This window comes from Vibrio sp. T13N, from assembly GCF_032970445.1.
Lineage (GTDB): Bacteria > Pseudomonadota > Gammaproteobacteria > Enterobacterales > Vibrionaceae > Vibrio > Vibrio diabolicus.
In genome coordinates this window covers 21416-34139 of record NZ_JAWJYE010000008.1, presented here as the reverse complement: position 1 = coordinate 34139, position 12724 = coordinate 21416, and the positions used below count along the sequence as shown (strand labels likewise).

At 45.4% G+C, this 12724-nt stretch carries 10 protein-coding genes; 2 read left to right on the top strand and 8 right to left on the bottom strand.

Translation table 11 applies throughout. The features are described from left to right. The first annotated feature begins 113 nt into the window (after positions 1-113). The gene (suhB, locus tag R2S67_RS14395) at positions 114-917 is read left to right on the top strand and encodes an inositol-1-monophosphatase (RefSeq protein ID WP_012842115.1); all 804 of its coding nucleotides are present in this window, start codon (positions 114-116) and stop codon (positions 915-917) included. A 197-nt stretch (positions 918-1114) separates the two neighbouring features. Here the strand turns inward: suhB and secF are convergent, their stop codons facing one another. The 6 genes from secF to R2S67_RS14365 all read right to left on the bottom strand — a co-directional run bounded on the left by secF (position 1115) and on the right by R2S67_RS14365 (position 8239). Next, positions 1115-2062, bottom strand: a complete 948-nt coding sequence (gene secF, locus R2S67_RS14390) for a protein translocase subunit SecF (RefSeq protein WP_005391572.1) — start codon at positions 2060-2062, stop codon at positions 1115-1117. 14 nt (positions 2063-2076) lie between these two features. Further along, positions 2077-3933 (bottom strand): protein translocase subunit SecD, encoded by a 1857-nt coding sequence (gene secD / locus R2S67_RS14385; RefSeq protein WP_006741889.1) that lies wholly within the window; start codon positions 3931-3933, stop codon positions 2077-2079. Between the two features lie 21 nt (positions 3934-3954). Beyond that, complete coding sequence (gene yajC, locus R2S67_RS14380; RefSeq protein WP_005381725.1) at positions 3955-4284, bottom strand: preprotein translocase subunit YajC; 330 nt, start codon at positions 4282-4284, stop codon at positions 3955-3957. A 178-nt stretch (positions 4285-4462) separates the two neighbouring features. Continuing rightward, on the bottom strand, positions 4463-5599 hold the full coding sequence (gene tgt / locus R2S67_RS14375) for a tRNA guanosine(34) transglycosylase Tgt (protein WP_005381727.1): 1137 nt from the start codon (positions 5597-5599) through the stop codon (positions 4463-4465). Between the two features lie 150 nt (positions 5600-5749). Further along, on the bottom strand, positions 5750-6802 hold the full coding sequence (gene queA / locus R2S67_RS14370) for a tRNA preQ1(34) S-adenosylmethionine ribosyltransferase-isomerase QueA (protein WP_046874341.1): 1053 nt from the start codon (positions 6800-6802) through the stop codon (positions 5750-5752). Between the two features lie 270 nt (positions 6803-7072). Further along, the gene (locus tag R2S67_RS14365; protein WP_046874342.1) at positions 7073-8239 is read right to left on the bottom strand and encodes a S1 family peptidase; all 1167 of its coding nucleotides are present in this window, start codon (positions 8237-8239) and stop codon (positions 7073-7075) included. Between the two features lie 323 nt (positions 8240-8562). Between R2S67_RS14365 and R2S67_RS14360 the strand changes: the two genes are divergently transcribed. Continuing rightward, entirely contained in the window at positions 8563-9012 is a 450-nt protein-coding gene (locus tag R2S67_RS14360; RefSeq protein WP_005391583.1) for a CBS domain-containing protein, read from the top strand. A 124-nt stretch (positions 9013-9136) separates the two neighbouring features. Here the strand turns inward: R2S67_RS14360 and aceA are convergent, their stop codons facing one another. Continuing rightward, positions 9137-10450 (bottom strand): isocitrate lyase, encoded by a 1314-nt coding sequence (gene aceA, locus R2S67_RS14355; RefSeq protein WP_005391585.1) that lies wholly within the window; start codon positions 10448-10450, stop codon positions 9137-9139. Positions 10451-10570: 120 nt separating this feature from the next. Next, entirely contained in the window at positions 10571-12199 is a 1629-nt protein-coding gene (aceB, locus tag R2S67_RS14350; RefSeq protein ID WP_054868178.1) for a malate synthase A, read from the bottom strand. Between the last annotated feature and the right edge of the window lie 525 nt (positions 12200-12724).

Sequence of the window (12724 nt, the reverse complement as noted above, 5' to 3'; positions counted from 1 at the left end):
ATACAATAAAACCACTGACTTTAGAACAAAAAATAACCACTTCCTTTTTTACTGATCTCTGGTATACTCGCCGCCGCTTTCATTTGTTCTTTAACATCCGTTGGGAAATTCGTATGCATCCAATGCTAAACATTGCTATTCGCGCTGCGCGAAAGGCAGGCAATCATATTGCTAAATCATTAGAAAACACTGATAAAGTAGAATCTACTCTTAAAGGCACTAATGACTTTGTCACTAATGTAGATAAAGAAGCAGAATACATCATCATCGATACTATCAAGCAGTCTTACCCTGAGCACTGTATCGTTGCTGAAGAACAAGGTCTTATCGAAGGTAAAGATAAAGACGTACAATGGATCATCGACCCACTGGATGGCACCACTAACTTTGTAAAAGGTTACCCACACTTCGCGGTTTCTATCGCAGTTCGTATCAAAGGCAAAACTGAAGTTGCTTGTGTTTACGATCCAATGCAAAACGAGCTATTCACTGCACAACGTGGTGCAGGCGCTCAACTAAACAGTGCGCGTATCCGTGTTGCTCAACTAAAAGACCTTCAAGGTACTGTTCTAGCTACTGGTTTCCCATTCAAACAGAAACAACACGCTGAGTCTTACATCAAGATCGTTGGTGCGCTATTCACTGAATGTGCTGATTTCCGTCGTAGCGGCTCTGCTGCTCTTGACCTATGTTACGTGGCTGCTGGCCGTGTTGATGGTTACTTCGAGCTAGGTCTAAAACCTTGGGATATGGCAGCAGGTGAGCTTATTGCTCGTGAAGCTGGCGCAATCCTAACTGACTTTGCTGGCGGTACTGAGTACATGAAGTCTGGTAACATTGTTGCTTCAAGCGCTCGTGGCGTAAAATCTATCCTTAAGCACATCCGCGAAAACGGTAACAGCGCGATCCTTAAGTAAGATTTGAAAGTCATATTTAGCCCGTCACGCTGATGACTTTAGAAAGCCCCGCTCAATGAGCGGGGCTTTTTTGTATCTACTGAACCGTATCTACTGAGCTGCACCATACAGTGAGGTTCTGCAAGCATACGGCTCGATTCAGATACAAAAAAACCGCTGATTGCTCAGCGGTTTTTGTTTTCGATTCTCAACCTGCCTTATGGCATTTCGTCGAACTCTGCGCCTTCTTTTTCTACTTGAGGTGGCATCAAGTGCTCTTTCTGGATGCCCAGTTTTAGCGCTAGTGCTGATGCTACGTAGATAGAAGAGTAAGTACCTACAGTGATACCAAGTAGAAGTGCGGTTGCGAAGCCGTGAATCATCGCACCACCCTGCATGAACAGTGCAATTACCACGAACAACGTCGTACCAGATGTAATCAGTGTACGGCTCAACGTTTGGGTGATTGAAGCATCCATGATATCGGCTGGCTCACCTTTACGCATCTTGCGGAAGTTTTCACGGATACGGTCAAACACAACGATGGTATCGTTGAGCGAGTAACCGACTACCGTTAATAGTGCCGCGACGATGGTTAGGTCAACTTCTATTTGTAGGAATGAGAAAACACCTAACGTGATAATGATATCGTGAGCCAATGCCATAACCGCACCAGCCGCTAGACGCCATTCAAATCGCATCGAGACATAAAGCAGGATACAGATCAGCGACACGAGGATCGCTAGACCGCCAGCTTCTGTTAGCTCATCACCAACGTTAGGACCTACGAATTCAATACGACGCATTTCTACGCTTTCGCCAGTACCATCTTTGATAGCACCAATGATTTGGTTGCCCAGCGTTTCACCAGAAACGTCATCACGTGGACGAAGACGAACCATTACTTCACGAGCACTACCGAAGTTTTGTACTGTCGCATCACCAAAACCTTTCGCATCTAAAGCGGTTCGGATTTTTTCAAGGTTCGCAGGTTTTTCAAAGCCAACTTCAATTAGCGTACCGCCAGTGAAGTCTAGGCCCCAATTTAGCCACTTAGTTGACAAAGTGAAGATAGAAGCAGCAATCATAAAGATTGAAAAAACGAATGCTACTTTCGACCAACGCATAAAGCCGATCGTCTTCTCTGCTTTTAGAATTTGAAACATATTAATTCCCAGCCTTAGATCGACAATTTATCAACGCGTTTGCCACCGTAAATCAGGTTCACGATACAACGTGTACCAATAATGGCGGTGAACATTGAAGTTAAGATACCGATAGATAGAGTAACCGCGAAACCTTTCACTGCACCAGTACCGACTGCAAATAGGATAATTGCAGTAATCAGTGTCGTGATGTTCGCATCGGCAATCGTACTGAATGCATTCGCGTAACCTTGGTGAATAGCTTGTTGTGGACTACGCCCATCACGAAGCTCTTCACGGATACGCTCGAAGATCAGTACGTTCGCATCAACCGCCATACCGACCGTTAACACGATACCGGCAATCCCCGGAAGCGTCATGGTAGCGCCTGGAATCATCGACATAACACCAATGATCAACACTAAGTTAGCCATTAGAGCGATGTTGGCAATCAAGCCAAAGCCACGGTAGTAAAGCAGCGTAAACAGCATTACGGCAACCATACCCCAGATACACGCTTGGATACCCATATCGATGTTTTGCTGGCCCATTGATGGACCAATAGTACGCTCTTCAACGATAGAGATAGGTGCGATCAGTGCACCAGCACGTAATAGAAGTGCAAGGTTGTGCGCTTCAGCTGCGGAGTCTATACCCGTGATACGGAAGTTACGTCCAAGAGCCGATTGAATCGTCGCTTGGTTGATGACTTCTTCATGCTTATCTAGGATGACTTTGCCTTCTGGCGTACGACGACCACTGTCTTTGTACTCAGCAAACACGGTAGCCATTAGCTTACCGATGTTCTTCTTAGAGAACGCTGACATCTTGTTACCACCTTCGCTGTCTAGCGAGATGTTAACTTGTGGACGACCGTATTCATCGACACTTGAGCTTGCATCCGTAATGCTTTGACCACCAAGAATAACACGCTTCTTAAGCACAACCGGACGACCGTCTCGGTCCATTTTGATTTCACTGCCTGCTGGCGCACGACCATTTGCCGCCGCTGATAGGTCAGCTTTATCGTCAACTTCACGGAATTCTAGCGTTGCAGTCGCACCTAGAATCTCTTTTGCACGAGCAGTATCTTGAACACCAGGAAGCTCAACAACAATTCGACTTGCACCTTGACGTTGAACGAGAGGCTCTGCAACTCCTAGCTCGTTTACACGGTTACGTAAAATCGTAATGTTTTGCTCAACAGCGTAGTTACGGATCTCTTGTAAACGTTGCTCGGTAAAGGTCGCAGTAAGAGCGTAACGGCCATTTGAATCAGATTCGACAAAGAGCATGTCCGGGTGATTCTTTTCTAGCATTGCTTTCGCTTCTGCTAGTTGCTCTTCGTTACGTAGCAGAACCTCTACCGCTTCTTTGCCAGAAGGGCGGATAGCACGATAACGAATTTTTGCCTCACGAAGTTCGCTACGGAAAGCTTCTTCTTGCTGACCAACGAGCTTTTCCATCGCAGCGTCCATGTCTACTTCCATTAAGAAGTGGACACCACCACGAAGGTCAAGACCCAGCTTTAATGGTGACGCGCCAATCGCTTCTAGCCAATCGGGTGTAGAAGGAGCAAGGTTAAGTGCAACAATTGTGTCTTTGCCAAGCGCTTCGCTGATGACATCACGAGCACTGATTTGCGTGTCAGTGTCGTTAAAACGAACAAGAATTGATCCATTCTCGAGAGCAATGGATTTATGAGAGAGTTGCTCTTTATCAAGAGCAGTAGTGACAGCATCCAGCGTTGACATATCTACAGAGGCGCCACGCGCCCCTGTAACTTGAATAGCCGGATCTTCACCGTAGATATTTGGAAGTGCGTATAACGCAGCGGTGATGATGGCAAAAAATACCATCAAGTACTTCCATAATGGATAACGGTTTAGCACAGCGAGGATCCTTTAGCTGTTTTATAGAGACTTAAGCGTACCTTTTGGCAACACTGCAGTGATGAAGTCTTTCTTGATTACCACTTCATTGTTCGCGTTAAGCTCGATTGAAATGTAGTCATTGTCTTCAGCAATCTTAGTGATTTTACCCACTAGGCCACCGCTAGTTAGAACTTCGTCGCCTTTGCCCATAGAAGCCATTAGGTTCTTGTGCTCTTTTACACGTTTCGCTTGTGGGCGGTAAATCATGAAGTAAAAGATCACTGCGAACATGCCAAGCATGATTAGCATTTCAAAACCACCGCCTGCTGGCGCGCCTTCTGCTGCTGCGTGAGCCTGAGAAATAAACATTAAAACATCCTCATTATATTTTATTGATAATCCAACAAGTTGGGCTTTCGCATTTTAGATTCAAGTCTGAGAGTAACTAATAGCGATCACTCTCTCAAAAATAACGTGCGTTAGCCTACTTTATTAGCAAAAGCCTCTGGCGACATGCCAAAGGCTTTAATTCTTTTTAGTCCGTCAATTACTGTTCTTTTGCTAGTGGTGGCACTTCACGGCCACGACGCTCATAGAACTCGGTAACAAACTCATCAAAACGATCTTCATCAATCGCTTTACGAATACTTTCCATCAGACGCTGGTAGTAGCGTAGGTTGTGGATCGTATTCAGACGAGCACCCAGAATTTCATTACAACGCTCTAAGTGATGAAGGTACGATTTACTGTAGTTTTGACAAGTGTAACAGTCACAGTGCGGATCCAGCGGGGTTGTATCCGTTTTATGTTTCGCATTACGGATCTTGATCACACCACCAGTCACAAACAGGTGACCATTACGCGCGTTACGCGTTGGCATTACACAGTCAAACATGTCGATACCGCGGCGAACACCTTCAACCAAGTCTTCTGGTTTACCCACGCCCATTAGGTAGCGAGGTTTGTCTTCTGGAAGCTGCGGACAAGTGTGCTCAAGAATACGGTGCATGTCTTCTTTAGGCTCGCCTACTGCCAAGCCACCAACCGCGTAACCGTCAAAACCGATTTCCGTTAGACCTTTTACCGACACATCACGTAGATCTTCGTAAACACCACCTTGAACAATACCAAACAGGTTGTTCGGGTTTTCTAGCTTCTCGAAGTGATCACGTGAGCGCTGTGCCCAACGTAGTGACATTTCCATCGATTTCTTCGCTTCATCGTGTGTCGCTGGGTATGGCGTACACTCGTCAAAAATCATTACGATGTCAGAACCTAGGTCTTTTTGAATTTCCATCGACTTTTCTGCGTCCATGAAAATCTTGTCACCATTAACTGGGTTACGGAAGTGCACACCCTCTTCGGTAATAGTACGCATCTTGCCAAGGCTGAATACTTGGAAACCGCCTGAATCAGTAAGAATAGGACCGTGCCAGTTCATAAAATCATGCAAGTCGCCGTGCATTTTCATGACTTCTTGACCTGGACGCAGCCAAAGGTGGAACGTGTTACCTAGTAGGATTTCTGCGCCCGTACCTTTCACTTCTTCTGGCGTCATGCCTTTAACCGTACCGTAAGTACCAACTGGCATAAACGCTGGGGTTTGAACAGTGCCACGTTCGAAAGTCAGTTGACCACGACGCGCATTGCCGTTTTTCTTCTTAAGATCGAATTTTAATTTCACGATGCCTCCGGGTGTCAGAGAAACAGTCTGACTGAGTGTTTAGGGCTCTACCCTACTTTAAGGAGCGGTCGCTTTTCCTTGCGAGAGATAAAGCAGAGGTTCTGCTCTATTTCCTAGCTTACTGCTAGCACTCGTAAATCTTATTTTTTACTAAATCGTTTTCTTCTTGATGAACATTGAATCACCATATGAGAAAAAGCGATATTTGTTTTCTACCGCATGCTTGTAAGCATTCATGGTGTTCTCATAACCTGCAAATGCACTCACCAACATGATCAGTGTGGATTCTGGCAGGTGGAAATTGGTAATCAAGCAATCCACAAGCTGATATTCGTAGCCAGGAAAAATAAAGATTTCTGTATCACCAAAGAATGGGACCAACTCAGTCCCTTTTTTCAATGCGTCTTGCGCTGCGCTTTCAAGTGAGCGTACCGATGTAGTACCAACAGCAATAATTCGTCCACCGCGCGCTTTCGTCGCTTTAATTGCTTCGACGACTTCTTGCGGTACTTCTACGTACTCAGCGTGCATATGGTGATCGTTGATGTTTTCTACTTTTACTGGCTGGAATGTACCAGCACCAACGTGCAAAGTGACGTAAGCAAACTCTGCGCCTTTCGCTTTGATTTTCTCTAGTAGAACATCATCAAAATGAAGACCCGCTGTCGGCGCCGCTACTGCGCCTGGCTTCTGGTTATATACGGTTTGGTAACGCTCTTTATCTGCATCTTCATCTGGGCGGTCAATGTAAGGAGGAAGTGGCATGTGGCCGATTTCTTCCAAAATTTCTAATACCGTCTTATCAGCGTTAAATTTCAGTTCAAATAGAGCGTCATGACGCGCCACCATTTCTGCTGAGTATTCATCATTCTCGCCAACAATGATGGTTGTACCTGGTTTTGGAGATTTAGAGCAGCGAACGTGCGCGAGGATGCTTTTCTCGTCAAGCATGCGCTCCACCAGCACCTCTAGCTTACCACCCGACTCTTTACGACCAAAAAGACGAGCAGGTATAACACGAGTATTATTAAACACCACGAGATCACCGGGTTGAACTTGGCCCAATACATCAGTAAATGTGCCATCAATTAGCTCTCCGGTATTGCCGTCCATTTGTAATAGTCGGCTAGCGGTACGCTCTGGCTGAGGGTAACGAGCGATAAGTTCATCTGGAAGGTCGAAATGGAAATCTGATACTTGCATGTTACTTGTCTTATATATTGGTCAAATCACGTCTAGGACGACGATAAAATTGCGACGAGTTTTTCGCAGCAGACTAGTATATGTTTACATGCTGCAATAGCAAGCAAATCCCCAGAATATCACTGTAAAAGCCATGATGAAGAGTGTAATAAAACGTGAAAAACCGCGATCACTTGGCATTATTTTTCAGTTTAAGCCGACAGAAATGGAACATTAAAAAGCAAAGCAGCGCATAACGCTGCTTACTCGTTTGGTATTCAAATCGCCCTATCAAACCTCACGCCTTCGCCACCACGCCAAGGGTACGAATAGACCCAATAGCCACAGACCCAGACTGCCACCATCATCATCTGACCCTTTGAAATCACAGTTATTGGTTGCAATACCGTCGTGACACTCTTTATCTCCGCCGACTTCGTTATTAGCCTCTTTAATAAAGTTCGGTGCAATGATGTAGCTACTTGGTGGCGCATCGGCAGTAATGTAAGACTGTACCCAGTCGTAATATTGGCTCACCTTGGTGTAGAAACTTGGAATCGTCAAAGAGCCACAAGTCGGAAGAATGAGAGGTCCACCGCTAACAATACCAATCTGTTTTCCCGTAGCCACATCGACCAGCGGCCCCCCACTGTCACCTTTACATGCAGAGTTACCATATTGGGTGTGGCTATCCGGCTCTAATACTCGGTTTTTCGTTGGTAGCGTACAAATTTTGGTTTGGTTTTCTCTTGAGTCGATGATCCCCGGAAAACTGCTGCCAATTTCTAAACGTTCATAACATTTGTCGATGGGTAAAAATGTACTAATGGTGGTTTTGAGCGTATTGGAAGGTTCAGAAGCATCCGGCTGAGTGGTCCCCCACCCAAACACTTGCACATTTTCGACACGTTGATTGGTCAGGTAATTATCGTTCCAATCCGCTGCCAAACGCGCTTCGATACTCTCCATGTCGGCTTTGTTTGCTAAATCAGCAAAGCTCGCATTTGCCACTGGGCGCGTGAGATACAGCAACGCGATGTCTGAGTCTAAACCGGTTTGTATAGGTTTTACGTTACCATTACTGTCGGTCTCAGCTTTTGAAATCCGCGTGTAATCAGGGTGAACCACAACGTGAGACACCGGATAGAAGTTATCAAGCCCTGCTGAATTAAGTTCATGCACATTCGCATTCACCGACAACTCGCCCGGCGGGGTCACATAGTAGCTTGCTTCGTTCGTTCCCTGCCCCATTACCACGCAGTGTGCCGCAGTCAACACCCACTGCTCCGTCAGCATGGTGCCGCCACACAGTGGGAACTCTGCCATATTACTTGCTCGTAAAGTAACACGATCAACAGAGTCGGTTAGTTCATCTCCTAACACAATCGCCTGTGCAGATTGCACACTGAATGCCGCCACTGCCAGCGCAATGAGTTTGTTACACGTTGTTCTTTTCATTTAGGTTGCTGTCTTCAATTTGGTAAGCCTGAACGTATCTTCTTCGAGAGACGAATCTTGGAAAATCCAGCGAATAAAAATGTGCGATTCAATTCATTGGATTACCTTGGCGATCCATTCAATATCAATCAAAAATGCCAACTGACTCGCACACAAACCGACTTATTCAAATTAATAAAAACGTCGATAAGACACAGATTACGCAGACAAAAAGAAGCGCAAGTGTATTGTGCTATTTAATTGATGAAAAACGAGTTAGCTCCCAGATATACAGAAAAATATTCTCTATATTTAAGAGAAGGACAATGCCGCTGGAGGTCTCTATGATCAAGGTTGAAGACATGATGACTCGTAATCCTCATACCTTACTGCGCACGCACACCTTGCGTGATGCAAAAAGCATGATGGATGCGCTTGATATTCGCCATATTCCGGTTGTTGATGCCAATAACCACTTACAAGGCTTGGTGACTCAACGCGACATTCTTGCTGCTCAAGAATCGAGCTTGCACCCAGATGAGGCTGAACAATCTTTTACTCTAGATACACCGCTCTACGAAATGATGCACACTAACATCATGACTGCCGAACCCATCGCGGGGCTTAAAGAGAGCGCTATCTACATGCAAAAGCACAAAGTTGGCTGTTTACCTGTTGTCACTAAGGGTCGATTGGTAGGCATCATTACTGACAGTGACTTTGTGACCATTGCGATTAACTTATTGGAACTGCAAGAAGAAGTGGAACCCGAAGAAATCGAGCCAGAAGAATAATACGCAAACGCGTTATCTTGGGTGTAAATTTCGTTTCTTAAACGTTTTAAACGAAAAAAGAGCGGCAGGGTTGCCGCTCAAAATGCCATTACTGACGCTGATTAAGGAAGTGTTTCTCTGCCAATTAGAATTGGTCTTCTTCGGTCGAACCTGTCAATGCGGTCACTGAAGAGTTACCACCTTGGATAGTATTGGTCATTCTATCGAAGTAACCTGTACCTACTTCTTGTTGGTGTGCAACAAATGTATAGCCTTTTTCTGCCGCCTGGAATTCAGGACGCTGAACTTTCTCAACATAATGACGCATACCTTCACCTTGAGCATAAGCGTGTGCCAGTTCGAACATGTTGAACCACATGTTGTGAATACCTGCTAGCGTGATGAATTGGTACTTGTAGCCCATGTCTGCCAGCTCTTGTTGGAACTTAGCAATAGTTTCTGCATCTAGGTTCTTCTCCCAGTTGAAGGACGGCGAACAGTTGTATGCCAACAATTGATCTGGGTATTCAGCGTGAATCGCTTCTGCAAACTTACGTGCTTCTTCCAAACATGGCGTCGCTGTTTCACACCAGATCAAATCTGCATACGGTGCGTAAGCTAGGCCGCGAGAGATGGCTTGGTCGATACCAGCGCGAACGCGGTAGAAACCTTCTTGAGTACGCTCACCTTCAATAAAGTCTTTATCGTATGGGTCGCAATCTGAAGTAATGAGATCTGCCGCATTCGCATCAGTACGAGCAATAACCAAGGTTGTTGTACCCGCCACATCAGCAGCCAAACGAGCAGCAACCAGTTTTTGCACCGCTTCTTGCGTTGGAACTAATACCTTGCCGCCCATGTGGCCACACTTCTTCACCGATGCTAGCTGGTCTTCAAAGTGAACGCCCGCTGCGCCTGCCTCGATCATCGATTTCATGAGCTCGTAAGCGTTAAGCACACCACCAAAGCCTGCTTCAGCATCCGCTACGATAGGTAGGAAGTAATCAATACCACCTTCATCTTCAGGCGATTTACCTGCTGACCATTGGATTTGGTCTGCACGACGGAACGAGTTATTGATGCGTTTTACTACTGACGGTACAGAATCGACTGGATATAGAGACTGGTCAGGGTACATCGTTGAAGCGGTGTTGTTGTCCGCCGCTACCTGCCAACCAGATAGGTAAATCGCTTCAATACCAGCTTTAGCTTGTTGAACAGCTTGGCCGCCAGTTAACGCACCAAGACAGTTTACGTAACCTTTTTTCGCGCTACCGTTGACCAGTGACCAAAGTTTGTCTGCACCACGTTGTGCAATTGTGTTGGCTGGTACCATAGAGCCACGCAGTTCCACCACTTCCTCAGCAGTGTATGTACGCTTTACATTTTTCCAGCGCGGGTTAGTTGCCCAGTCTTTTTCCAGAGCTTCAATTTGTTGGCGGCGAGTTAAGTTAGTCATTGGTCTATCCCTCTTTATAATTTGCACTTTATGCGTGTGCGTTGAGTTTCCGTTCTCAGGCAGTACTTCCCTATCTGCCTTGAAAATCCTTCACGTTATTGGTGTTACAGTTATTCTTTATTAATCCAGGTAGTCATAACCAGGAACTGTTAAAAAGTTGGTCAGCTCATCGCTCGTAGTGAGCCTTGCCATCAAGTCTGCCGCTTCTTCAAATCGACCCGCTTGGTAGCGCTGCTCGCCAATTTCTTGTTTCACTACTTCAATCTCTTCTTTTAGATAGAGCTCGAACAGATCCTTAGTGACCTTCAATCCGTTATCTAGCGACTTGCCGTGTTGAATCCATTGCCAGATAGAAGCGCGAGAGATTTCAGCTGTCGCCGCATCTTCCATCAAGCCATAAATCGGTACACAACCATTACCAGAAATCCAAGCTTCGATGTATTGCAGCGCAACACGAATATTGTGGCGCATTCCGGCTTCTGTACGCTCGCCTTCACAAGGCTCGAGTAGTTCAGCCGCTGTAATAGGTGCATCCTCTGAACGACTCACATCCAATTGGTTGGTGCGCTCGCCCAGTACAGCACTAAAAACTTCCATCGCGGTGTCAGCCAAACCTGGATGAGCTACCCAAGTACCGTCGTGACCATTGTTTGCTTCTAGCGATTTGTCAGTCTGGATCTTGTCTAATACTTTTTGATTCTCTTGCGGGTCTTTCGCTGGGATAAAGGCAGCCATTCCTCCCATCGCGAAAGCACCTCGTTTATGACAAGTACGCACCAATAATCGCGAGTAAGCGTTCAAGAATGGCTTGTCCATAGTGACCACTTGGCGATCTGGCAGTACGCGTTCAGGGTGCTTCTTCAAGGTTTTGATGTAACTAAAGATGTAATCCCAGCGACCACAGTTCAAACCAACGATGTGTTCTTTAAGTGAGAACAGAATCTCATCCATTTCGAATACGGCTGGTAAAGTTTCAATCAGCACAGTCGCTTTGATGGTGCCTGTATCAAGACCGAAATAGTCTTCCGTGAAATGGAACACTTCGCTCCACCACTTCGCTTCGTGATGCGATTGCAGTTTTGGAATGTAGAAATAAGGGCCGCTGCCTTTTTGAAGTAACGCTTTGTAGTTGTTATAGAAGTACAGAGCGAAATCGAATAGCGCACCTGGAATGATCTGACCGTGCCACGTAACGTGTTTTTCTTTTAAATGAAGGCCGCGAACACGGCAGATCAACACCGCTGGGTCATCTTCCAGCTGATAATGCTTGCCATTGCCAGGGTTGGTGTAACTGATGGTGCCATTCACGGCATCGCGTAAATTCACTTGCCCATCCAGCACTTTACTCCATGCTGGAGACATTGAATCTTCGAAGTCTGCCATGAACACTTTTACATTCGCATTCAGTGCGTTAATCACCATCTTGCGATCAGTTGGTCCGGTAATCTCCACACGGCGATCTTGCAGATCTTGTGGGATTCCCAGGATCTTCCAGCTTCCTTCACGGATGTCTTGTGTCTCTGGTAAAAAGTCTGGCAGCTCACCTGCATCGATACGCGCTTGCTTCTCTTCTCGTGCTTCCAGCAACTGCTCAACACGTCCGGCAAATTTTTCACACAGTAGAGATAAAAAGGTTTGGGCTTCAACAGGGAAAATTGCTTGATGTTCTGGAGCAACGACTCCATTCACCTCAAGCATGCCTTGGGTTTGCTTTAGTTGTTGTGTTTTTTGTTCTGTCTGAGCAAGCATAATCATTCATCCTTAACGTGCTTTATCCATCTTGGGCAGTCAGCGTAAAGCTACATTTGTAAGTTATGAACAACAAATTACATCCTTTAACTTTGTGTTCAACTCGTCTAGCCATGTCGATAGATTGCGTAATGTTATGTGTATTTTCAATCTAGACATAAGTCTTATCGGCCTTTAAATAAGCTATCTCAACAAAGGGTTTAACGAAACCCCCAAGATAAACAAAACAGAAAATTCGAAGTTTTATTCGGCAGGGTAAAAACCGCCTATCGAACACCTATTTTTGTAATTTATTACGTAATTAAATTACATTAATTTTAAGGTCGATTTATCATTTCAAACGAGTGTATGAATATAGACTGGTAAACAAACGCCTTGTATTCACAAGGGCTGGCAAGGTGGATTCAAACAAGGGTCAAACAAGACATACAAGGTTTTGTGTAAAATTAACATTGTGAAATTTCACTATTTTATGAAAGCTTCATCAAAGAAGAGCTGTAAAATTTTACAAGTCAAAGTTCACCA

Bases quoted from the DNA above. Each gene is read 5' to 3' on its own strand.
- suhB (WP_012842115.1), top strand. From the start codon at position 114: ATGCATCCAATGCTAAACATTGCTATTCGCGCTGCGCGAAAGGCAGGC.
- yajC (WP_005381725.1), bottom strand. From the start codon at position 4,284: ATGTTTATTTCTCAGGCTCACGCAGCAGCAGAAGGCGCGCCAGCAGGC.
- secF (WP_005391572.1), bottom strand. From the start codon at position 2,062: ATGTTTCAAATTCTAAAAGCAGAGAAGACGATCGGCTTTATGCGTTGG.
- aceA (WP_005391585.1), bottom strand. From the start codon at position 10,450: ATGACTAACTTAACTCGCCGCCAACAAATTGAAGCTCTGGAAAAAGAC.
- R2S67_RS14365 (WP_046874342.1), bottom strand. From the start codon at position 8,239: ATGAAAAGAACAACGTGTAACAAACTCATTGCGCTGGCAGTGGCGGCA.
- aceB (WP_054868178.1), bottom strand. From the start codon at position 12,199: ATGCTTGCTCAGACAGAACAAAAAACACAACAACTAAAGCAAACCCAA.
- R2S67_RS14360 (WP_005391583.1), top strand. From the start codon at position 8,563: ATGATCAAGGTTGAAGACATGATGACTCGTAATCCTCATACCTTACTG.
- queA (WP_046874341.1), bottom strand. From the start codon at position 6,802: ATGCAAGTATCAGATTTCCATTTCGACCTTCCAGATGAACTTATCGCT.